Raw genomic sequence first — 21603 nt, forward strand, 5'->3', positions numbered from 1 at the left:
ATCAGCTTTCGCCCCACCCGCCCTGCACCATGGTCTGGAACTTCCAGTCGCCACCGCACTTGACGAGTAGGTCGCCGTAGCGCACCTGCTGGCTGAACCCGTCGGCGGTGAAGGTCGCATCGGTGATGACGAACACCAGGTTCTCGTTGATGAAGTGCGGCGTCCGGGTGCACTCCATTGCGAAATCGGTGCTCTGGCTCAACTGGTCGGTCATCTGCGCGACAAATCCGGCCCGGTCGACGGCCTCCGCGCGGCCGTCGGTGACTTCGTTGAGCGGAAACATCGCCTCATCGGCCATGGCGTTGATGTTCTTGTCCAGGGTCAGGGCGTCGTAGCGACTGAACCACGCCAGCACCGAGTCGATGTCGGCCGTGGTGGGGCTGAATGCGCCGGCTTGCGGCAAATTGACCATGCTGCTCCTCAGATTTCTGTACGACGTACACTGTACAACGTACAGAGAGGGTGCGCAGATGAAGAAACGTGCAGGTGGAGACCGCAGCAGTGCCGGAGATCCGGCACGCACGCTCGAGTTGCTCTGGCGTGGGCCAGACCGCAGTGCCCGCACTCGCGGCCCCAAACAACGCACCACGGTGGACGCGGTCGTCGCCGCTGCCATTCGACTCGCGGATGATGATGGCCTCGAGGCGCTCACCATGCGGGCCGTCGCCGCGGAGCTGGGGGTGACGCCGATGGCCACCTACACCTACGTACCGGGCAAGGCCGAACTGCTCGACCTGATGCTCGACACCGTCTATCAGCAGATGCCGCGCCCCGACTTCGGCGGAAAGTCTTGGCGGGAAAGGGTTTCCAGCGTTGCCGCGGACAATCTCGCGATGTTCCAGGCGCATCCGTGGCTGATCCAGCTGGCCACCACCCGGCCGCCGCTCGGTCCGGGCATGATGGCCAAGTATGACCATGAGCTGCGCGCGTTCGAATCACTGGGACTCAGCGACCTGGAAATGGATTCGGCTCTGACGTATGTGCTGGGCTTCGTGAACTCGGTCGCCCGCATCGACATCGATTCGCGGCGGGCTGCGACCGACAGCGGGCAGAGCGATGCGCAGTGGTGGGAACGCGTCGGCCCGCTGCTGGAGCGGGTGCTCGACGGCGACCGATATCCGCTCGCATCGCGGGTGGGCACCGCGGCCGGACAGGCGTTCGATGCGGCCTACAGTGCCACGTACGCCTATGAATTCGGCTTGGCACGGGTGCTGGACGGGCTGGCCGAGCTCATCGACACGGACTGACCCGTCGGTTCAGTTCTCGAGCACCGCCATCGCCGCGTTGTGGCCGCCGATCCCCGAGACCGCGCCGCCCCGTCGGGAACCTGAGCCGCACAACAGGATCCGGTCGTGGCCGGTGTCCACTCCCCAACGTTGCGCCGCCGTCTCGAGCGGTTCGTCATCTTCGGCGAACGGCCAGCGCAGCGCACCGTGGAAGATGTTGCCCGCGGTCATCCCCAGGACCTGTTCCAGGTCGGCGGTGGTCTTCGACTCGATGCACAGCCGCCCGGCGGCATCTTCCATCAGCACATCTTGAATCGGTTCGGCCAGAACCGAATTCAGCGAGTTCAACACGGCCGATGTCAATCGGTCCCGCATCCGGTCAGGGTCGGCCAGAGCCAGTGAGTGCGGTGTGTGCAGACCGAAAACGGTCAGGGTATGGGCGCCTGAGGCGCGCAGATCGTCGGACAGGATGCTGGGGTCGGTCAGTGAGTGGCAGTAGACCTCGCACGGCAGCGGGTCGGGCACCCGCCCGGCGGCCGCGGCCTCGTAAGCGTCGGCGAGCTGGCGGTATGACTCGTTGACATGGAAGGTGCCGCCGAATGCCTGCTCGGGTGTGACGGCTTCGTCGCGCAGCCGGGGCAATCGGCGCAGCATCAGGTTCACCTTGATCTGAGCCCCCGGGGCGGTGTCGGGGGCGGGCTCGCCGAGCAGTTCGGCCAGCACGGCCGGCGTCACGTTGGCCAGCACGTGTCCGGCGCGCACCCGGTGGCCCGTCCCGTCGCGGCGGTAGCGCACCTCACCGCTCGGGTCGATGGCGTAAACGTCTGCGCCGGTGATGATTTCGGCGCCAAATCCGGTGGCGGCGGCAGCCAGGGCTCCGCTCACCGCGCCCATTCCGCCGACGGGGACGTCCCATTCGCCGGTACCGCCACCGATCAGGTGATAGAGGAAACACACGTTCTGGATCAGCGATGGATCGTCGAGTCCGGCGAAGGTCCCGATCAGGGCATCGGTGGCCATCACGCCGCGGACCAGATCGTGCGACACCGCGGCGGTGATCGCCTCACCGATGGGTGTCTCGATCAACGCCTCCCACGCGGCGGCCGCTACGGTGTCCTGTCCGGCCAGCACGTGTGCGCGCAGGTCGCTGCGGGTGCGCAGCGGCTGCAGCAGCGTGGGCCAGATCCGGCCGGTGATCAGCTGGCAGCGGCGGTAGAAGTCGTCGAACCCGGCGGCATCGGCGTCGGCACCGATCGCGTCGAACGTCGCCTCCGGTCCGATCAGCAGGCCGGTGGCCCCGCCGCCGGCCGGATCCGGCGTGTACGACGAATATCGCCGTCGGGACAGCCGGATCCGGGCCCCGAGATCGGTGACGATACGCCGGGGCAGGAGGCTGACGAGATACGAGTAGCGCGACAACCGCGCGTCGACACCGTCGAAGGCGTGGGCGGAAACCGCTGCGCCGCCGACATGGTCGAGCCGCTCGAGCACCTGCACGCGGCGTCCTGCGCGGGCCAGATAGGCGGCAGCAACCAGGCCGTTGTGCCCGCCGCGGACGACGACGGCGTCCACTGCCTGTTCGGTCACCGGCTGGTCAGTTCCGATAGCCTTCGACCTCGTCGGCCGGGCGCTTTTCGGCCAGGTCCGGGTCCTGCCCGGTCTGACGTAGCGCGCGGCGCTGCCGCAACAGGTCCCAGCACTGGTCGAGGGCCACTTCCAGCGACCTCAGGCGGTGGTGTTCTTCGTCTTCGTCTATCTCTTTGCGCTGCAGTTTCGACCGGAGCTCCTGCTCTTCGGCAACGAGCCGGTGAACTTCGGCGAGGATGTCCTGATCTTTGGCCACACGACCAGTCTGCCGGACTACGGTTGATCTGGTGAGCACAAAACCAGAGATCGAGTTTCCGGACGGACCTGCCCCTGCCGAATTGGTGATCACCGACGTCGTGGTCGGTGACGGCGCCGAAGCCGTGCCCGGCGGCACGGTCGAGGTGCATTACGTCGGCGTCGAATATGACTCGGGTGAAGAGTTCGACAGTTCGTGGAATCGCGGAGAATCCATCGAATTTCCCTTGCGCGGCCTGATCCAGGGGTGGCAGGACGGAATTCCCGGTATGCGGGTGGGTGGCCGTCGGCAACTCGTCATCCCGCCGGCGCAGGCCTATGGCCCGGCCGGGTCGGGGCATCGGCTGTCGGGGAAGACGCTGATCTTCGTCATCGATCTGCTCGGGGTCCGCTGAAGTTTTCTTCAGTCGCGCCGCGCGCCGAGTTCGACACCAGGGTCGCTGATTTCACGGCGTCACGACCCTCAGGTAGATCGTGGCGAGGCGGCTGCGTGCTTCTCAGCTCGGCCCGGGCAGGCGTAGCAGCAATCGGGCCCCGCCCAGCGGGCTCGATTCGAGAGCCGCGGTGCCGCCGTGCAATTCGGCTTGTTGGGCCACCAGCGCCAGGCCCAGCCCGGATCCCGAGCGCGATGCCGTCGACCCGCGGGAGAACCGGTCGAACACCATCACGCGTTCTTCCTCGGGCACGCCGACGCCGTCGTCGTCGATCGCGATCTCGACGCCTTCGCGTGAGCTCACCGCCGACAGCTGGACCCGCGTGGCGCCGCCGTGTTTGACGGCGTTGGCGATCGCGTTGTCGACCGCCAGCCGCAGCCCGGTCGGCAGGCCGATGATGATCACCGTCGGTGACGGGGCCAGCGACACCTCGAGGTCGGGGTAGACGCGCATGGCGTCGTGGGCCGCGCGGTCGAGCAGTTCGGTGATGTCGACGGTGACGTGATCGTCGGTGGTGGTCAGCTCACCCTGTGCGAGCCGCTCGAGCGCACCCAGGGTGGCCTCGATCCGTGACTGCGTGCGGATGACGTCGTTGACCACTTCTTTGCGTTGGTCGTCGGGCAGGTCGAGGGTGGCCAGGATCTCCAGATTGGTCCGCATCGCGGTGAGCGGGGTGCGCAGTTCGTGAGCGGAGACCGAGGCGAAGTCGCGGGCCGAGGCCAGCGCGGCCTTGGTGCGGCCCTGTTCGGACCAGATGCGTTGCAGCATGCCGTTTACCGCGTCGGCGATCTCGACGGCTTCGGTGGCGCCGCGAACCTCGACGTCGGGCGCCTCGTCGCCGGCTTCGATCTGGCGGGTCTGCTGGGCCAGCCGTTTGAGTGGGCGAACGGCGAACGCGGCCAGCAGCCAGCCCAGCAGGGTGGCCGCTCCGACGGCGAAGACACAGATGATGAGCACCCGGCGGTGCAGGTTGTTGGTGTCGGCGATGGTGGCGTCGTAGGTGGCACCGACGGCCACCCACATCGGCCCGGGCGCGGGGATCTGCACGGTGCGCACCCGCCAGCGCACGCCGTCGATATACGTGTCGGCGTAGCCGTCGGGCAGCTCCGGCAGGACGACGTTCGAGTTCGAGGCGATGTTGCCGGCCTGACGCACGGTGATCACGGCGTCCTGGTCGCTGGGCGAGCGGGGGATCTCGCCGAGGCCGCGCGGCAGGAACGGGATGGCGAAACCGGCCGCCTCGTCGAGGCGGCGGTCGAGCCGTTCCTTGCGGTCGTTGGTGATGCCGACCCACACGATGGTGCCGACGATGACGACGACGATCGCGGCGCCGATGGCGGTCGCGAACGCCACCCGGGTCCGCAGGGAGGGGGTGCGGCGGAAGATCCGGGTCAGCGGGCTCATGGCGATCGGGCTACTGCGTCCTGAGCACGAATCCGACCCCCCGGACGGTGTGCAGCAGCCGTGGTGCCCCGCCGGCTTCGAGTTTGCGGCGCAGGTAGCCGATGAACACGTCGACGACGTTGGTGTCGGCGGCGAAGTCGTAACCCCAGACCAGTTCCAGCAACTGGGCTCGGGACAGCACGGCGGTCTTGTGCTCGGCCAGCACGGCCAGCAGGTCGAATTCGCGCTTGGTCAGGTCCACGTCGACGCCGTTGACGCGGGCGCGCCGGCCCGGGATGTCGACCTCGAGCGGACCGACCTGGATGGTCTCGGAGGAGAAGGTCGCCGAGGCGCCGCGCCGGCGTAGCAGGGCCTTGACCCGGGCCACGAGTTCTTGCAGCACGAACGGTTTGACCAGGTAGTCGTCGGCACCGGCCTCGAGGCCGGCCACCCGGTCGTCGACGCTGCTGCGGGCCGAGAGCACGCAGACCGGCACGTCGTTGTCCATGGCGCGCAGCGCCGTCACCACGCTCACGCCGTCGAGCACGGGCATGTTGATGTCGAGCACGATCGCGTCGGGACGGGTCTCGGTGGCGCTGCGCCGCGCCTCGGCCCCGTCCACGGCGGTCGACACGGTGAACCCGGACAACCGCAGCCCGCGTTCCAGCGAGGCGAGCACGTCGGGGTCGTCGTCCACGACGAGGACCCGGGTCGAGGCCATGCCACCGGCAGCGCTATCCATACCCGCCATCTTGCCCGATGACCCATGCCGGATCGCGTAGGCGCCCGGGAAGTCCCGGGGAAGTCTTTGACCTCAACAATTGTTCAGGTTCTACGGTGATGTCCATGAGTTTGGAAACAGTGGCCAGGCAGACGCTGTATCGGCAGACGCATGCCCGTGACGGTGACCTGCGCTCGCTGGCCGACCGGCAGCTGTTGTCCCGGATCTGGCGCTTCTCGGCGCGCCATCATCGCCGGCTGGCGGGGTTCGTCGTGATCAGTGTGGTCAGCGCACTGTTGACGGTGACGACGCCGGTGCTGGCCGGCCGGGTGGTCGATGCGATCACCCGCGGCGGCCCGGCCTCGACGGTGGTGACGCTCGCGCTGGTGATCGCCACGGTGGCGCTGGCCGAGGCCGCAGTGGCATTGGTGACCAGGTGGTTGTCGTCGAACATAGGAGAGGGCCTGATCCTGGATCTGCGCACCGCGGTGTTCGACCACGTCCAGCGCATGCCGGTGGCGTTCTTCACCCGCACCCGTACCGGCGCTCTGGTCAGCCGGTTGGGCAACGACGTGATCGGCGCCCAGCGGGCCTTCTCCGACACGCTCTCGGGCATCGTCGCCAACGTGGTGACCCTGTCCCTGACGCTGGTGGTGATGCTGAGCATCTCGTGGCAGATCACGCTGTTGTCGTTGGTGCTGCTGCCGTTGTTCGTGCTGCCCGCGCGGCGCATCGGCGTCCGGATGGCCGGGTTGTCGCGCGAGGCCGCCATTCACAACGCCACGATGAACACCCAGATGACCGAGCGGTTCTCGGCGCCGGGCGCCACGTTGGTCAAACTGTTCGGCAGCCCCGAGCGCGAGTCCGACGAGTTCGCGGTGCGGGCCGGTCGAGTCCGGGACATCGGCGTGCGCACGGCGATGCTGCAGTCGGTGTTCATGAATTCGCTGACGCTGATGTCGGCGCTGGCACTGGCGTTGGTGTACGGGCTGGGCGGTGTGCTGGCGATCGGCGGGCAGCTGCAGGCCGGTGCGGTGGTATCGCTGGCACTGCTGCTCACCCGGCTCTACGCGCCACTGACCGCCCTGGCCAATGCGCGGGTCGAGATCGCCAGCGCCCTGGTGTCGTTCGAGCGGGTCTTCGAGGTGCTGGACCTGGTGCCGCTGATCGCCGAGAAGCCGGGTGCCGTCGACGTGCCCGACGGGAAAGACGGAATCTCGACCTCCGTTGAATTTCAAGACGTCCGCTTCTCCTATCCGGCGGCGAACAAGGTGTCGCTCGCGTCGCTGGAAGAAGTCGCGACCCTCGATGACCGCGGCGGGGACGAGGTGCTGCACGGCATTTCGTTCACGGCCGAGCCCGGCCAGATGGTGGCCCTGGTCGGATCGTCGGGCGCCGGCAAGTCGACGATCGCGTCGCTGATGGCCCGGCTGTATGACGTCGACAGCGGTGCCATCAGGCTCAACGGGGTCGACGTGCGCGACGTGACGTTCGCCTCGCTCAAGGACACCGTGGGCATGGTGACCCAGGACGGGCACCTGTTCCACGAATCAATCCGGTCGAACCTGCTGCTGGCCGCGCCCGAGGCCTCCGACGCCGACCTGTGGGAGGCCCTGCGCCGGGCCCGCCTCGACGATGTGGTCGCCGCGATGCCGGACGGCTTGGACACGGTTGTCGGTGAGCGCGGATACCGTCTGTCCGGAGGACAGCGGCAGCGGTTGACCATCGCGCGCCTGCTGTTGGGACGATCACGGGTGGTGGTGCTCGATGAGGCGACGGCGTCGCTGGACTCGGCCTCGGAGGCCGCCGTGCAGCAGGCGCTGGCCGAAGCCCTCGACGGCCGCACCTCGATCGTCATCGCCCACCGGCTGTCCACGGTCCGCTCGGCCGATCTCATCCTGGTCATCGAGGACGGGCGGATCGTCGAACGCGGCACCCACCGTGACCTCCTGGCGCGCGACGGCCGGTATGCCGAGTTGTACGACACCCAGTTCTCCGAGGAGGTCTCGGCGGCGTGAGGTTAATCGTTTGCCCCTGATGGGAAGGTTGATCCAGTGAAGCGCGCGAGTACGGACCTGTGGCGGCTGCTGCCCTACCTGTTGCCGTACCGGGCCCGCTGGATCGTGATGGTCGTGGTGGCTGTCGCCAGCTTGGGCGCCACCATCGGCATTCCCCTGATGACCAAGGCCGTGATCGACGGCCCGGTGCGCCACCAGGATCCGCACGGTCTGTGGGTCCTGGGTTCGGCCGCGGTGGCGGTCGGGGTGTCCGAGGCCGTGCTGTGGTTCATCCGGCGTTGGCTGGTGGCCCGCGCGACCATGGGCGTCGAGGCCGACATCCGCAAGGATCTCTATGCGCGGCTGCAGATCCTCCCGATGAGTTTCCACAGCCGCTGGCAGTCCGGTCAGCTGCTGTCGCGGGTGATGAACGATCTGTCCACGATCCGGCGGTTCCTGTCGTTCGGGTTGGTGTTCCTGCTTCTCAACACCCTGCAGATCGTCGCGGTGACCTCGATCCTGCTGGCCATGTACTGGCCGCTGGGGGTGGTGGTCCTGGTCTCGATCGTGCCGATCACGTTGACGGTGCTGCACTTCGAACGCGAATACACCCGGCTGTCCCGGCTGGCCCAGGATCAGACCGGCCACGTCGCCACCCATGTCGAGGAAGCCGCGCTGGGGCTGCGCGTGGTCAAGGCATTCGGCCGCGAGGACTATGTGTACGACCGCTTCGACGAGCAGGCCACCCGCCTGCATGACACACAGGTCGCCAGAGTGGCGGTGTCCGCGAAGTTCTGGACCGTGCTGGAGGTCATCCCCAACCTCACGTTGATCGTGGTGCTCGGGTTCGGCGCCTACGCGGCCGGCCACGGCTACGTCACGATGGGCACGCTGGTCGCGTTCATCACGATGATGCTCTCGCTGGTGTGGCCGATCGCCTCGCTGGGTTTCCTGCTGTCGATGATGCAGGAGTCGTTCACCGCGGCCAACCGGATCGCCGAGATCTTCGACGCCCCCATCGACATCGCTGACGGCCCGGTGTCCGAAGCGCCGCGTGGTGGCCGGCTGGAGTTGCGCGATGTGGGCTTCAAATTTTCCGACAGCGAGCACGATTGGGCCCTGCGCCACGTCAACGCGGTAGTGGAGCCGGGGCAGACGCTGGCGCTCGTCGGCGCGACCGGCTCGGGCAAATCGGTTCTGGCTGCGCTCTTCTCGCGCCTGTACGACGTCACCGAAGGACAGATCCTGATCGACGGCCGCGACATCCGCGAGCTGCGCCTGACGGTGTTGCGCCGCACCGTGGCCACCGCATTCGAGGACCCGACGCTGTTCTCGATGTCGGTGGCCGAGAACCTGCGGCTGGGCCGTGCCGATGCCACCGACGAGCAACTGCGCGAGGCCGTCGAGATCGCCGCCGCACAGTTCGTCTACGACCTGCCGTTCGGCCTGGACACCCGAATCGGGGAGCAGGGCATGAGCCTGTCCGGCGGTCAGCGCCAACGGCTTTCGCTGGCCCGCGCCATCCTGGCCGCGCCCAAGATCCTGGTGCTCGACGACACGCTCTCGGCGCTGGACGTGCACACCGAGGCGGTGGTGACGGAGGCGCTGCGGCGGGTGCTGCGTGGAGTGACGGGCATCATCGTGGCGCACCGCGCGTCGACGGTTCTACTGGCCGACAAGGTCGCGTTGTTGCAGGACGGCACCATCACCCACATCGGCACGCATGCCGAATTGCTGGCGCAGGTACCGCAGTACCGCTATCTGCTGGCCGCCGATGACCAACTCGACGACGCCTGCGAGCGCACCTGTGACTGGGAAGACGAGGAGGAGCTGGGCCGGTTGCAGCGTGAGCATGACGAACGCGCAGCCATCGACGAAGTGGGCGAGCCGCCACGTTTCGGTGCGGAGGTGCAACGCCGATGACCACCACTGAGTGGCGCGGGCAGGTTGTGGACGACAACGACGATCAAGCCGGCGCCGTCGAAACGTCCGCCCTGCCGATCGATGAAAGCGTGCCTCGGCGCCGCGAGGCGCGGGCTCTGCTCGGGTCGTTGCTACGCCCGTTCCGGTGGACGGTCGCCGTGCTGGCACTGGTGGTCATCGTGGAAAACGCTGCCCGGCTGTCGGTTCCGATCCTGGTGCAGCGGGGTATCGACCGGGGTATCCCGCCGATCCTGGAGGGTGGCCCGGCTCGGGAGCTGATGCTGATCGTCGGCACGCTGTGCGTGGTGGTGCTCGTGCAGGCGGTCAGCCGGATGTTCTTTCTGCGTCGCTCCGGGCGGATCGGCCAGCAGGTGCTACTTGAGTTGCGCCGCCGGGTGTTCCGGCATTTCGGACGGCTCGACGTCGCCTTCCACGATCGGTATACGTCGGGTCGGGTGGTGAGCCGCTCCACCAATGACGTCGAGGCCATCCAGGACATGCTGGAAACCGGGTTCGACAGCTTGGTCACTGCGGTGCTGACGCTGTTCGGCACGGCCGTCCTGTTGATCGCGCTGGATTGGCGGCTCGGCCTGATGTGCCTGGCGGCGTTCCCGGTGCTGGTGGCGCTGGTGTGGTGGTTCCGCAACGAGTCGGCCAAGACCTACCGGCTGGTGCGGGAGAGCGCCGCGCTGGTGATCGTGCAGTTCGTCGAGACCATGACCGGCATCAAGGCCGTGCAGGCCTACCGGCGCGAGCCGCGCAACCAGGAGATCTTCGACGACGTCGCCGACGAGTACCGGGCGATCAACGAGAAGACTTTCAAGCTGCTGGCGGTCTTCATGCCCGGGGTCAAGCTCGTCGGCAACCTGACCACCGGTGTGGTGCTGCTGTACGGCGGCTATCGGGTGTTGCACGGCGAGATGACGATCGGCACGCTCGCGGCGTTCCTGCTCTACCTGCGGATGTTCTTCGAACCGATGCAGGAGATCTCGCAGTTCTTCAACACCTTCCAGTCGGCGTCCTCGGCACTGGAGAAGCTGGCCGGCGTGCTCGCGCAACGTCCCGCGATCGCCGACCCCGAACAGCCGGTGGAACTACCGGATCCGAAGGGCCGCATCGATTTCCGCGGCGTACAGTTCGAGTACACGCCCGGCCGCCCCGTGCTGCCGGGCCTCGACCTCACCGTTCCGGCCGGGCAGACCGTGGCACTGGTCGGCACCACCGGTGCCGGCAAGACGACCATCGCGAAGTTGATCTCCCGGTTCTACGACCCCACGGCCGGAACGGTGACGTTGGACGGGGTGGACCTGCGCGCGCTGGCGCAGTCCGAGCTGCGCCGCCATGTCGTGATGGTGACCCAGGAGAACTTCATGTTCGCCGGGACGATCGCCGACAACATCCGGTTCGGCCGGCCCGAGGCCACCGATGCGCAGGTGGCCGAGGCCGCGGCGGCGGTCGGCGCGGCCGGGTTCATCGAGGCGTTGCCCGACGGCTACGCCACCGATGTCGCCAAACGCGGCGGACGGCTCTCGGCTGGCCAGCGTCAGTTGGTGGCGTTCGCCCGGGCGTTCCTGGCCGACCCGGCGGTGCTGATCCTGGACGAGGCGACGTCGTCACTGGACATCCCCAGTGAGCGAATGGTGCAGCGCGCGTTGGAAACCGTGCTCGCCGACCGCACCGCCCTGGTGATCGCCCATCGGCTCTCCACCGTTCAGATCGCCGACCGCGTGCTGGTCCTCGAGCATGGCCGCATCATCGAGGACGGGGCGCCGGCCGATCTGATCGGCCGGGCCGGCGGTGCCTACGCCGCACTGCACCGGGCCTGGGTGGATTCCCTGGCCTGAGGGTTGCCACGCAGCGACCTCCACGCCAAACCCCGCATACCCCGCGCCGATTTCCACCCCAGGGCTGCTTTCCGGCGAAAACCACCGCCCGGGTGTAGAAATCGACGCGGGCGGCACCCCGAAATCACCGCACGGTGTCGAAGAACGTTCGCACATCATCGACGAACAAGTCCGGCTGCTCGAACGCGGCGAAGTGCCCACCGCGCGGCATCGTCGTGTAATGGGTGACGTTGTAGCCGGTTTCGCACCAACTGCGCGGGGCCCGCAGGATCTCCATCGGAAACGATGCGATCCCGGTGGGCAGGCTCACGTAGTCACCGCCGCCCCAGGTGTCGTGGCTTTCCCAGTACAGCCGGGCCGAGGACGCCGCCGACGCGGTGACCCAGTAGAGCATCACGTTGTCCAGCATTTCGTCTTTGGACACCACGTTCTCGGGATGCCCGTCGCAGTCCATCCACGACCAGAACTTCTCCACGATCCAGGCCAATTGCCCGACGGGGGAGTCCACCAGGCCGTATCCGAGCGTCTGCGGCCGGGTCGACTGTTGCTTCATGTAGCCCGAATCCCATTTGCGGTAGTACTCCATGCGGGCCAGCGCCTTCTGCAGGTCTTCGGTCATCTCGCCGATGCCGTCGGCCGGCGGCTGGGCGATCGGCATGTTGACGTGAATCCCCACGCATGACCCGACGTTGCGGCCGATCTGCGTCGTCACCGCCGCTCCCCAGTCACCACCCTGCGCGCCGTAGCGGTCGTAGCCCAGGCGCGTCATCAACTCCTCCCAGGCCTGCGCGATCTTCTCGATGCCCCAGCCGGTGGCGGTCGGTTTGCCGGAGAACCCGTAACCGGGCAGCGACGGGCACACCACGTCGAACCCCGCCTCGGTCAGGGGCTCGATCACCTTGTGGAATTCGACGATCGACCCGGGCCAACCGTGGGTGATCAACAGCGGAAACGCATCCGCACGCCCGCAGCGCTGGTGGATGAAATGGATGTCCAGACCGTCGATCTCGGTGATGAAGTGGTCGAACCGGTTCAGCGCCGCTTCGCGGGCCCGCCAGTCGTATTCGTCGGCCCAGTAGGTCGCCAGTTCGCGGGTGTAGGCCAGCGGACTGCCCTGCGTCCAGTCGTCGACGGTCTCGACTTCGGGCCATCGGGTCCGCTTCAGCCGGTCCTTGAGGTCGTCGAGATCGGCGTCGGGAATTGCGATGCGGAAAGGCTTGATCGCAGGGTCGCTCGGGGTCATGTGGGCCATCCTCCCGCGGTGTCGAGCATTACGCTGAAGATCGCGGCTACCCGGTGACCGCAATCTTCAGCGCAAGTGTTTCGTCAGGGGATCTGGCGCAGCCGTCGGGCTTTGGACACCGCCTCGTGCCGGTTGCGGGCGCCGAGTTTGGCCGCCGCGCTGCGCAGATAGCTCTTCACCGTCTCGGGTTTCAGAGAAAGGCGTTGTGCCGCTTCGGCATTGGTGCATCCCAAAGCGACCTGCGCCAACACGTCGACCTCGCGCGACGTCAACGGGGCACTCGCCGGCGGATCGCCGCGCAACGCCACCGCCAACCGGTCGGCGAGCTCACGCAGCGGCCCGGCCAGCTCCGTGCTGTCGGCTGCGAGCCGGCGCAGGTCGGCGTGCACTTGGCGGATCTGTTCGGTGTCGGCGGGTTGATCGGGGAAGTGGGTGAGCGCGGCCTCGCGCATCCGCATCCGCCGGTCCACCTCGTCGCGGACCCGTAACTCGTCACTCAACCGTTGCGCCGAGGCCACCATGGCTGCGGCGGTGCGGCCACCGATCGGGGAACTGGTGCGGTGCGCCCCGTACAGCACGGCGCGGGCCTTGCCGTCGACCACCACGGGCACGGCCAGGATCGAGCGGATGCCCTCGGAGAGCACCGGCTCGTCGTAGTCGTGGGTGATGATCGACGCGCGCCGATAGTCGGGTACCGAGATCGGGCGGCGCGACACCACGCTGGCGCCGCCCAGCCCCGCACTGGGCAACACCGCAAGCCCGCGCATGGCGCCGGTGCGGGTGCCGAAGAACTCACTCAACAGCAGGGTGTCGTTCTGCACCTGGCCGCCGAAGGCCAGGGGTAGGCCGGTCTCGGTGGCCATTCGGCGCAGCTCGGCGCGTACCGCGTCGGCGTCACGAGGCCGCAGCAGCCAGGGGCGCATCGCAGATACCCACTTTCGGGGGTAGCGGTCGGACAAGTGTGACGTAGAGCATAGCTGTCATGAATGACGCCGCGAGCAACACCGACCGCTATCGGGGTGCCCGTGACCAGCTGGTTGCCACCATCGAGGACTACGACAAGGCCGTCGAGCAGTTCGTCTGGCCCCAGCTGGGCGGCACCTTCAACTGGGCCACCGACTGGTTCGACGCCATCGCGCGGGACAACGACCGCACGGCGTTGTGGATCGTCGAGGAGGACGGGTCCGAGCAGCAGGTGACGTTCGCCGAGATGGCCCAGCGGTCAGACCGGGTCGCGACGTGGTTGCGAGGCCTCGGCATGACGAAGGGCGACCGGGTCGTCCTCATGCTCGGCAACCAGGTCGAGCTGTGGGAGGCCATGCTGGCCATCGCCAAGCTGGGCGCGGTCATCATGCCGACCACCGGGGCGCTGGGGCCGGCAGACCTGTCGGATCGGATCACGCGCGGGGGTGCCGGGTTCGTCATCGCCAACACGGTCGACACGGCCAAGTTCGCCGACGTGCCCGGTGACTACACCCGCGTCGTGGTGGGCGAGGCGGTGCCGGGCTGGCAGGCATACCGCGAGGCCGACGCCGTCGAGCCGGACCGGTTCGAGGCGTGCACCACGGTCGAGGACCCGATGCTCGTCTACTTCACCTCCGGCACCACCAGCAAGCCGAAGCTCGTCGAGCATTCCCAGATCAGCTATCCGGTCGGGCATCTGACCACGATGGCCTGGATCGGGGTCAAACCCGGCGATGTGCACCTGGCGATCAGCTCACCGGGCTGGGCCAAACACGCCTGGAGTTGCTTCTTCGCGCCGTGGATCGCCGAGGCGACGATCTTCGTCTACAACTACCGGCGGTTCGATGCGGCCGCGCTGCTGGCCCAGTTGCGTCGGGCCGGTGTCAACACGTTCTGTGCGCCGCCGACCGTGTGGCGCATGTTGATCCAGTCCGATCTGGGTGAGCGGCCCGCGGGGCTGCGCGAGATCCTGGGCGCCGGTGAACCGCTGAACCCCGACGTGATCGCGCAGGTCGAGAAGGCGTGGGGGTTGACGATCCGCGACGGGTTCGGCCAGACCGAGACCACGCTGCAGATCGGCAACACCCCGGGCCAACCGGTCAAGCCAGGGTCGATGGGCCGACCCATGCCCGGGGTGCCGGTGGTGTTGGTGGATCCGATCACCGGCACGCCCGCCGACGAGGGCGAGATCTGCCTGGACCTCGGGGCGAATCCGCACAATCTGATGACGGGGTACCTCGGGGACCCGGAACGCAACGCGGCCGTGATGGCCGGTGGCTACTACCACACCGGCGACGTGGCCAGTCGGGACGACGACGGCTACATCACCTACATCGGGCGCACCGACGACGTGTTCAAGTCCAGCGACTACAAGGTCTCACCGTTCGAGTTGGAAAGCGTGCTGATCGAGCATCCGGCGGTGGTGGAGGCCGCGGTGGTGCCCCAGCCCGACGACACCCGGCTGGCGGTGCCGAAGGCCTATGTCGCGCTGGCCGAGGGCTGGGAAGCCAACGAACAGACGGCAAAAGACGTCATGGCCTATGCCCGGGACCACCTGGCGCCGTACCTCAAGGTCCGCCGGGTGGAGTTCTTCGACCTGCCCAAGACCATCTCGGGCAAGATCCGCCGCGTCGAGTTGCGCCAGCGTGAGGATGCGGCTCATGAAGCGGGCGAACCGATTTCGACCGAATACCGGTACGAGGACCTGCTCGGATGAAGTCATACGATGCCGGCCCGGTGGATGTGCCGGTGCTCGAGGAGACGATCGGGGCGCACTTCGAGCGCACGGTGGCGGCCCAACCGGATGCCGAGGCACTGGTCGAGGTGCAGACCGGACGGCGCTGGAGCTATACCGAGCTGAACGACGAAGTCGATTCGGTGGCGCGGGGTCTGCTCGGCCTGGGCGTGCAGAAAGGCGATCGCATCGGTATCTGGGCGCCAAACTGTGCCGAGTGGGTGATCCTGCAACTCGCCACGGCCAAGGCCGGGGCGATCCTGGTCAACATCAACCCGGCCTACCGCACCCACGAGTTGGCTTACGTGCTCAAGCAATCCGGTGTGCGCACGCTCGTGTCGGCGACCGCGTTCAAGACCTCCGACTATGTGACGATGGTGGCCGAGGTGCAGTCGGATTGCCCCGATCTCGTCGACGTGATCTTCCTCGGCACGCTGGATTGGGACCGGCTGCACACCGAGCAGGCCGACGACGTGGCGCTGCGCGCACGGCTCGGCGAGCTGTCCAACACAGATCCGATCAACATCCAATACACCTCGGGGACAACCGGTTTCCCGAAGGGCGCGACGCTCAGCCACCGCAACATCCTCAACAACGGATTTTTCGTCGGCGGTCTGATCAATCTCGCACCCGGCGACCGGGTGTGTATCCCGGTGCCGTTCTACCACTGCTTCGGCATGGTGATGGGCAATCTCGGTGCGCTGACCCACGGTGCGGCCATCGTCATTCCCGCACCGGGTTTCGACCCCGGCGTCACGCTGGCCGCGGTGGAGACCGAAGCATGTACCGCGCTGTACGGGGTGCCGACGATGTTCATCGCGATGCTGGGTCACGCCGACTTCGGCCAGTTCGACCTGTCCTCGCTGCGCACCGGGATCATGGCGGGCTCGGTGTGCCCGGTCGAGGTGATGAAGCGGGTGGTGGCCGACATGCACATGGCCGAGGTAGCCATCTGTTACGGCATGACCGAGACCTCGCCGGTGTCGTGTCAGACGCTTGTCGACGACGATCTGGAGCGCCGTACCGCCACGATCGGTCGGGCCCATCCGCACCTGGAAATCAAGATCGTCAACCCGGACACCGGCGAGACGGTCGACCGTGGGCAGCCCGGTGAATTCTGTACGCGCGGTTACTCGGTCATGGTGGGCTATTGGGAGGAGCCGGCGAAAACCGCCGAGGCGATCGACGCGGAAGGCTGGATGCACACCGGGGACCTGGCGGTGATGCGCGAGGACGGCTACTGCACCGTTGTCGGCCGGATCAAGGACATGGTGATCCGCGGCGGCGAGAACGTCTATCCCCGGGAGATCGAGGAATTCCTCTACACCCATCCCGACATCGACGATGCCCAGGTGATCGGAGTTCCCGACGCGAAGTACGGCGAGGAGATCTGTGCCTGGATCCGGATGAAACCCGGCCGCTCACCGCTGAATGCCGAGAGCTTGCGGGCATTCGCGACCGGCAAGCTGGCGCACTACAAGATTCCGCGCTACGTGCACATCGTCGACGAGTTCCCGATGACGGTCACCGGCAAGATCCGCAAGGTCGACATGCGTGAGGAGAGCGTCAAGCTGCTGGGGCTCGACCCTCGTTAGATCAGAATGGTGGGGGTGGTCCGTATTCTTCGGCGAGCCAGATTTGGTATTGGCGTTCGACGTCGAGGTCGTTGTTGATTTCGGCGCGTAGGTGTCGTTCTTCGGCGATGCGTTCTTGGCGTTCTTGTTCGCGGGTGTGGCTGCGTTTGGGCATCTTCATGCCACGGTGCGGACTTTGCGCCTCGGGTTCGGGTTTGGGGAGGTTGAGGTCCCCGGTCGACTGGCCCAGGATGGGAAACAGCGTGGCGCCGTGGGCCTCGGTGGTGTAGATGTGCCCGGTGGGTGTGTTGAATTCGACGGTGCCATCAGGTGATTGGCGATCGGCCCAGCCGGGGCAAAACGTTTTCACCAAATGGTGTGTGCGGCAATACATTTTGTTGTTCGACGGATGGGTCGGCCCGGCCGGATAGGGCACGGTGTGGTCGACATCGCAGTACTGTGCGGGCCGGTCGCAACCGGGGAACCGGCAGGTCAGATCCCGCCAGAAGATGAACTCCCGCAACGCCACCGACGGGCGATACCCAGGCTCGGGAGCAGAGGTCTTTGCGGTGGCCTCACCACTGTCAGCCGCCTCGCCGGTATCGGCGGCCACATCCACAGCGTCGCCGGTGGTCTCGGGGGTGGGGTTGTCGCCGGGTAGGCGCACCGTTTTGCGGGTGGCATTGGCGGCCAGGTCGCGCACGCTTTGGGCGGGCACGATCCCGTAGCCGGGCAGGTAGCCGGGGGTGGGGCTGTTGGCATCGAGGGTGGCTTGCTCAGCCAGCAGATGCACCACCGCGGCATCGGCAGCAGCCCGGGTGCCTGCTGCCGGACAGTCCGGGGTGCGGCACAGGCAGGGCAGGTGGTCTTGCAGTCGCGCCAACGCCCCGGCGGCATCAGCACGGCGCTGATCGAGTGTGCGGGGATCATCGGGGCAGACGGTGGCGGCCAGGGCGTCGAGGCGTTGATCGAGGGCGGCGGCATCACCGACCCGTAGATTGCCCCACACCGTCGCCATGCCCGGGATGGTGCCGGCCTCGACGCTGAAATGCCGGCCCTCATCGATCTGCGGGGGCACCCGCTCACCGTTGGGGTCCAGTCGGGCCACCCATTGATCGATGCGGTCACGCAATTTGCGTTTCGACAACCGCATCCAGGTTCCCGCGCGGGCGGCCAGGGCTTCGTCGACAGCAGCCCAGGCGGTGGGGTCGACGGTGTCGGTGCGGTTGATGATGACCAACACCATCCGCATATCGATCGCGCCGGAGGCGAACAGGGCCGCCACCTGGGGAAGCCGGTCACGCAACACGCGGGCGTGGCGGATCTGTTCACCGGCGCGGTGGCGGCTGATGTTCAACGCTGCCGAGATTTCGGCGGCGACCGCTTCGAACGGGTCGGTGCGCCAATACACCGTCTCAGCCAGTTCGCGTTCCCGGCGGGTGTCCAACGCACCGATGGCGGCCAGCCGCGCGGCGATCGCCGCGGATTCTGCCCGCGCCGCAGCGCTCATCGCGTGGATGAGAGCCGCATCAGAATCAGTGTCGAACACATGTTCGATTATGCCACCACCGACCGACAACCACAGCGGTTTCACCACCTCAGCGGCACCTCGTTCGTCAGCGCACGCACCTCGTCCCTGCGACGATTACGGGATGACCGCTGCACGCAGGCCCTCCATCATCGGACGGCGGGCCTGTGCGGTCCTCGCGGCCTGTTCGGCGGCGTTGCATGTCGTCATGCTGACTCACACCGTCAACCCGGCGGTCTGGGGCCTGCTCGCGGCGATGATCGTCGGCTGCCTGTTTTGTGCGCGTGACCTCTGGCAGCGCGGTACCCCGGGGATCTGGTGTGCCGTCGCGTTGATGAACCTGGCGATGGTTGCGGTGCACAGTCCGATGCCTGCGCATCAGCACACGGTCGGCCCGGTTGCGGGTGCAGCGCAGTCCACAGTGATGACATTGACGATGCTGTTGGCCCTCGTCGAGGTCGTCATCGCCGGGGTAGTCCTGTGCTACTGCACCCGCAACCGTTTACAGATCGAGGGTCACCCCGACTCCCGCTTCCAGCGCAGCCTGGTGGATCGCTGAGGCAACGGCCATGTCGCACACCGCCATTCCGATGTTGCTGTTCACGATCAACTGGTCAGCCGAGGTACGTCCGGGCTTCAGGCCGGCGAGCACCTCACCGGTCTCAGCGGTGATGGTGGGGCTCCCGCCCGGGTAGTAACCCATTTCGACGAACAGATCGTGTTCGTCGGTGGAGTCGACGATGTAGGCGTCGGCGCGGCGGGAGATCTTCGGGGCCCAGAATGTGTTGAGGTCGCAGGGAATGATGGTTTGACCCGCTGACACCCATTCATCCTGGGCGATTGACATCGGTTCGCGCACAACTATGGTGGCTGAGCTCAGTACCTCACACTCCTTGACCACCTCTTCGACGGAGCTACCGACCCGCACCGGGGTGTCGATGCTGCCGGCGATATCGGCCACCAACTTTTCGGCGACCTCGGGGTAGCGGTCATAGATCAGGATCTCGTCGAGACTGTCGAGGTATTCGGCGGCGAACAGCACGTGCTCGCGGCCCTGCACTCCGGCGCCGAACATGCCGAACTTCTTGGCTCCCGGATGCAGTTTCTTGGCCATCAGTACCGTGACGGCCGGAGTTCGCATCGCGGTCAGCCAGCTGCTGTCCATGACGCAGGTCGGCACGCCGGTCTCGACGTCGTTGATGCACAACAGGCCGGTGGTCTGGGGCAGGCCGAATTCGCGGGGATTGCGCGGATAGCACTCGATCCACTTGGCCCCCACCAGATTCATCTCCGGCAGATAAGCGGGCATGGCGTGGAAGAACACGTCCTCATACGGATGCACCCCGACCTTGGCGGGCATTTCGTAGCGCTTGTGGCCGTGCTCGATGAGTGCCTCGGCCACTTTCTCCAAGATGGTCTGCCGGGACACCCCGAGGCCGACAACCTCGGCCTTGGAGAGGTAGAGCAGGTTCTGGCCCTTGACGATCGCAGTCACGTAAAACGTTCCCTTCTTGGGTTTTTGGTTCAGATCAGTGGATAGCGGACTTGCTGGTCTCGGGAGCCCACGCGATCGAGGCGAGCAACCCGACCAACGGGAACAGCGCGAGGATGAGCAATGAGGCGTTGATTCCGACGGTGGCGATCAACACCGGCAACAGGTAAGTCGCGATGGCCGCGCCGACCCGGCTCATCGATGCTGCGAAGCCGACACCAGAGGTACGCAACCGCGTCGGGAACATCTCCGAGGGGTAGACGAACTGCAGGTTCGATGCGCCCGAGGCGATGAAGAGGTAGAGCCCGGTCGCGATCGCCAGCACGGTCAGCGGGGCGTTCGGGAAGACGCCGAGGACCAGCAGGGCTGCCAGCGTGGCGGCGAATGTCCAGATGGCCAACGAGCGACGTCGGCTCATCGCGACGACCCAGATGAAGACCGCGGCACCGGCGAACTGCAGCATGTTCATGATGAAGTCGCGCGAGAAGCCTGACGGCAGCCCGATGTCGTCGAGGACCGGCGTGATGAAGGTGAAGATGGCGAACAAGGGGCCGACCTGGCACGCCCAGAACAGGCTGCTGTAGACGGTGTTGCGCCAGTGCTGCTTGCTGAACAGTTCGGAGAACTTGCCGGATTCTTCGGTGGGTTGCACCTGGGGCAGGGTGGTGCCGGCTGGGAAGTGCTTGTCGACGATCGCCTGGGCTTCGGCAATCCGGCCCTGCGCTTGGAGCCACCGAGGCGATTCTGGCAGCCATATCCGCGCCGTCGCGATCACCAGGGCGGGCAGAGCGCTACTGGCCAGCACCACGCGCCAGTTGTCATCCGCCCACGCCAGGGCTACAAAGTTGGCGCTGACAAAACCCATAAACCAGGTGGTCTGCAGGGTGGCCAACAAGGGCCCGCGCATGCGGGTGGGGACGAACTCTGACAGCAGTGCGGCGCCGACGGCGTACTCGACCCCGATCGCCACGCCCAGCAGGATCCGGTAGGCGCTGAGGTCCCAGGTGCTGAAGGTCACCAGCTGCAACAGGGACAGCGCCAGGAACGCGACGAGGTTCCATCGGAACACGACGCGCCGGCCCCACCGGTCGGCGGCCCGCCCGAAGAAGAAACCGCCGATGAAGATGCCGATCAAGGCGCTGGCCCCGACCAACCCTTGGCTCAGCGGCGAGAATTCCATCTCGTCGGTCGCGGCGTTGATGGCACCGCCGACCACGCCGAGAATGTATCCGTCGAGTGCAGTTCCACCCAGGGTGCAGACGGCCGCCAGGGTGTGCAGACGATTCCACCTGGCGTCGTCCATTGATGTGGTCGGTCTCGTCGGACTCGACTCGGCTGTGGGCATGGTTCAGTTTGATCTGCGTCACATGTTGTAGTCATGCAGCAGCTGCTGGAAGTCGGCCGGGCTCGCTGCTTCATTTGTCCGATTGGCGACCTACGAGAGGATGAAGTCGTGCAGACAAGCCTGGTCGACGAGGCGCAACAGTTGGTCGACCGTCTCGCCGCGCAACTCCGGCAGTCGGTGGCGGTCGATGACCCGGACGGCAATCTCATCGTGGTCAGCCGGCACTTCGGTGACGCTGATCCGTACCGGGTTCGGCTGATGCTGGATCGACGCATCCCGCGGGAATACCGCGACTACTTCAACTCGTACACCAGGGACGCCACCACCGAGCCCATCAAGATCCCGCCCAATCC

General features: G+C 66.7%; 18 protein-coding genes and 1 pseudogene. 9 read left to right on the forward strand and 10 right to left on the reverse strand.

Going from position 1 to position 21603, the window contains the following annotated elements:
* Position 1: 1 nt before the first annotated feature.
* Positions 2–412: a hypothetical protein gene (locus A5733_RS19140; RefSeq protein WP_076241256.1), complete on the reverse strand. Its 411-nt coding sequence runs from the start codon at positions 410–412 to the stop codon at positions 2–4.
* Between the two features lie 58 nt (positions 413–470).
* Between A5733_RS19140 and A5733_RS19145 the strand changes: the two genes are divergently transcribed.
* Complete coding sequence (locus tag A5733_RS19145) at positions 471–1247, forward strand: TetR/AcrR family transcriptional regulator (RefSeq protein ID WP_076241257.1); 777 nt, start codon at positions 471–473, stop codon at positions 1245–1247.
* 9 nt (positions 1248–1256) lie between these two features.
* On the opposite strand, the gene A5733_RS19150 is transcribed toward A5733_RS19145, so the two are convergent.
* On the reverse strand, positions 1257–2813 hold the full coding sequence (locus A5733_RS19150) for an NAD(P)/FAD-dependent oxidoreductase (RefSeq protein WP_076241258.1): 1557 nt from the start codon (positions 2811–2813) through the stop codon (positions 1257–1259).
* A 7-nt stretch (positions 2814–2820) separates the two neighbouring features.
* On the reverse strand, positions 2821–3069 hold the full coding sequence (locus A5733_RS19155; RefSeq protein ID WP_067773595.1) for a DUF2630 family protein: 249 nt from the start codon (positions 3067–3069) through the stop codon (positions 2821–2823).
* A gap of 31 nt (positions 3070–3100) precedes the next feature.
* Here A5733_RS19155 and A5733_RS19160 point away from each other — a divergent pair, with 31 nt between their 5' ends.
* The gene (locus tag A5733_RS19160; RefSeq protein ID WP_067773592.1) at positions 3101–3463 is read left to right on the forward strand and encodes an FKBP-type peptidyl-prolyl cis-trans isomerase; all 363 of its coding nucleotides are present in this window, start codon (positions 3101–3103) and stop codon (positions 3461–3463) included.
* 102 nt (positions 3464–3565) lie between these two features.
* Here A5733_RS19160 and A5733_RS19165 read toward each other — a convergent pair whose 3' ends face one another.
* Together A5733_RS19165 and A5733_RS19170 are read right to left on the reverse strand one after the other, a co-directional pair.
* Positions 3566–4906 (reverse strand): HAMP domain-containing sensor histidine kinase, encoded by a 1341-nt coding sequence (locus tag A5733_RS19165; protein WP_067773589.1) that lies wholly within the window; start codon positions 4904–4906, stop codon positions 3566–3568.
* A gap of 10 nt (positions 4907–4916) precedes the next feature.
* Positions 4917–5636 carry a response regulator transcription factor gene (locus A5733_RS19170; RefSeq protein ID WP_076241259.1) on the reverse strand — a complete coding sequence of 240 codons (720 nt, stop codon included), beginning with the start codon at positions 5634–5636 and terminating at the stop codon, positions 4917–4919.
* Between the two features lie 95 nt (positions 5637–5731).
* Here A5733_RS19170 and A5733_RS19175 point away from each other — a divergent pair, with 95 nt between their 5' ends.
* From A5733_RS19175 to A5733_RS19185, 3 genes are read left to right on the forward strand one after another with little or no spacing between them, the layout of a single operon-like run.
* A complete protein-coding gene (locus tag A5733_RS19175) occupies positions 5732–7624 on the forward strand; it encodes an ABC transporter ATP-binding protein (RefSeq protein WP_076241286.1) in 1893 nt (630 codons plus the stop codon).
* Positions 7625–7660: 36 nt separating this feature from the next.
* Entirely contained in the window at positions 7661–9526 is a 1866-nt protein-coding gene (locus A5733_RS19180) for an ABC transporter ATP-binding protein (RefSeq protein ID WP_076241260.1), read from the forward strand.
* Positions 9523–11370: an ABC transporter ATP-binding protein gene (locus A5733_RS19185; RefSeq protein WP_076241261.1), complete on the forward strand. Its 1848-nt coding sequence runs from the start codon at positions 9523–9525 to the stop codon at positions 11368–11370. Before A5733_RS19180 ends, A5733_RS19185 begins: the two co-directional genes overlap by 4 nt.
* Positions 11371–11494: 124 nt before the next feature.
* Here the strand turns inward: A5733_RS19185 and A5733_RS19190 are convergent, their stop codons facing one another.
* Together A5733_RS19190 and A5733_RS19195 are read right to left on the reverse strand one after the other, a co-directional pair.
* Positions 11495–12613, reverse strand: coding sequence for an epoxide hydrolase family protein (locus tag A5733_RS19190; RefSeq protein ID WP_142254082.1), 1119 nt, complete (start codon positions 12611–12613; stop codon positions 11495–11497).
* A gap of 83 nt (positions 12614–12696) precedes the next feature.
* The gene (locus tag A5733_RS19195; RefSeq protein ID WP_067773574.1) at positions 12697–13536 is read right to left on the reverse strand and encodes a LuxR C-terminal-related transcriptional regulator; all 840 of its coding nucleotides are present in this window, start codon (positions 13534–13536) and stop codon (positions 12697–12699) included.
* Positions 13537–13595: 59 nt separating this feature from the next.
* Here A5733_RS19195 and A5733_RS19200 point away from each other — a divergent pair, with 59 nt between their 5' ends.
* Both A5733_RS19200 and A5733_RS19205 read left to right on the forward strand, forming a co-directional pair.
* Positions 13596–15293, forward strand: coding sequence for an AMP-binding protein (locus A5733_RS19200; RefSeq protein ID WP_076241263.1), 1698 nt, complete (start codon positions 13596–13598; stop codon positions 15291–15293).
* Positions 15290–16906: an AMP-binding protein gene (locus tag A5733_RS19205; protein WP_076241264.1), complete on the forward strand. Its 1617-nt coding sequence runs from the start codon at positions 15290–15292 to the stop codon at positions 16904–16906. Before A5733_RS19200 ends, A5733_RS19205 begins: the two co-directional genes overlap by 4 nt.
* Position 16907: 1 nt before the next feature.
* On the opposite strand, the gene A5733_RS19210 is transcribed toward A5733_RS19205, so the two are convergent.
* Positions 16908–18434: an HNH endonuclease signature motif containing protein gene (locus tag A5733_RS19210; protein WP_076241287.1), complete on the reverse strand. Its 1527-nt coding sequence runs from the start codon at positions 18432–18434 to the stop codon at positions 16908–16910.
* 103 nt (positions 18435–18537) lie between these two features.
* On the opposite strand from A5733_RS19210, the gene A5733_RS19215 reads away from it, so the two are divergent.
* Positions 18538–18972 (forward strand): hypothetical protein, encoded by a 435-nt coding sequence (locus A5733_RS19215; protein WP_076241265.1) that lies wholly within the window; start codon positions 18538–18540, stop codon positions 18970–18972.
* On the opposite strand, the gene A5733_RS19220 is transcribed toward A5733_RS19215, so the two are convergent.
* Together A5733_RS19220 and A5733_RS19225 are read right to left on the reverse strand one after the other, a co-directional pair.
* Positions 18916–19908: an ornithine cyclodeaminase family protein gene (locus A5733_RS19220; protein WP_076241266.1), complete on the reverse strand. Its 993-nt coding sequence runs from the start codon at positions 19906–19908 to the stop codon at positions 18916–18918. The two genes, A5733_RS19215 and A5733_RS19220, sit on opposite strands and share 57 nt — an antisense overlap.
* Positions 19909–19942: 34 nt before the next feature.
* The gene (locus A5733_RS19225; RefSeq protein ID WP_158070623.1) at positions 19943–21208 is read right to left on the reverse strand and encodes an MFS transporter; all 1266 of its coding nucleotides are present in this window, start codon (positions 21206–21208) and stop codon (positions 19943–19945) included.
* A gap of 150 nt (positions 21209–21358) precedes the next feature.
* Here A5733_RS19225 and A5733_RS19230 point away from each other — a divergent pair.
* Positions 21359–21603 (forward strand): annotated as a pseudogene (locus tag A5733_RS19230) (hypothetical protein); the annotation flags it as partial.

It is taken from the genome of Mycobacterium sp. NS-7484, from assembly GCF_001953975.1.
Lineage (GTDB): Bacteria > Actinomycetota > Actinomycetes > Mycobacteriales > Mycobacteriaceae > Mycobacterium.

Coding starts and splice junctions, on each gene's coding strand:
- A5733_RS19185 (WP_076241261.1), top strand. CDS start 9,523: ATGACCACCACTGAGTGGCGCGGGCAGGTTGTGGACGACAACGACGAT.
- A5733_RS19205 (WP_076241264.1), top strand. CDS start 15,290: ATGAAGTCATACGATGCCGGCCCGGTGGATGTGCCGGTGCTCGAGGAG.
- A5733_RS19215 (WP_076241265.1), top strand. CDS start 18,538: ATGACCGCTGCACGCAGGCCCTCCATCATCGGACGGCGGGCCTGTGCG.
- A5733_RS19195 (WP_067773574.1), bottom strand. CDS start 13,536: ATGCGCCCCTGGCTGCTGCGGCCTCGTGACGCCGACGCGGTACGCGCC.
- A5733_RS19175 (WP_076241286.1), top strand. CDS start 5,732: ATGAGTTTGGAAACAGTGGCCAGGCAGACGCTGTATCGGCAGACGCAT.
- A5733_RS19200 (WP_076241263.1), top strand. CDS start 13,596: ATGAATGACGCCGCGAGCAACACCGACCGCTATCGGGGTGCCCGTGAC.
- A5733_RS19140 (WP_076241256.1), bottom strand. CDS start 412: ATGGTCAATTTGCCGCAAGCCGGCGCATTCAGCCCCACCACGGCCGAC.
- A5733_RS19190 (WP_142254082.1), bottom strand. CDS start 12,613: ATGACCCCGAGCGACCCTGCGATCAAGCCTTTCCGCATCGCAATTCCC.
- A5733_RS19145 (WP_076241257.1), top strand. CDS start 471: ATGAAGAAACGTGCAGGTGGAGACCGCAGCAGTGCCGGAGATCCGGCA.
- A5733_RS19165 (WP_067773589.1), bottom strand. CDS start 4,906: ATGAGCCCGCTGACCCGGATCTTCCGCCGCACCCCCTCCCTGCGGACC.
- A5733_RS19225 (WP_158070623.1), bottom strand. CDS start 21,208: ATGGACGACGCCAGGTGGAATCGTCTGCACACCCTGGCGGCCGTCTGC.
- A5733_RS19170 (WP_076241259.1), bottom strand. CDS start 5,636: ATGGCGGGTATGGATAGCGCTGCCGGTGGCATGGCCTCGACCCGGGTC.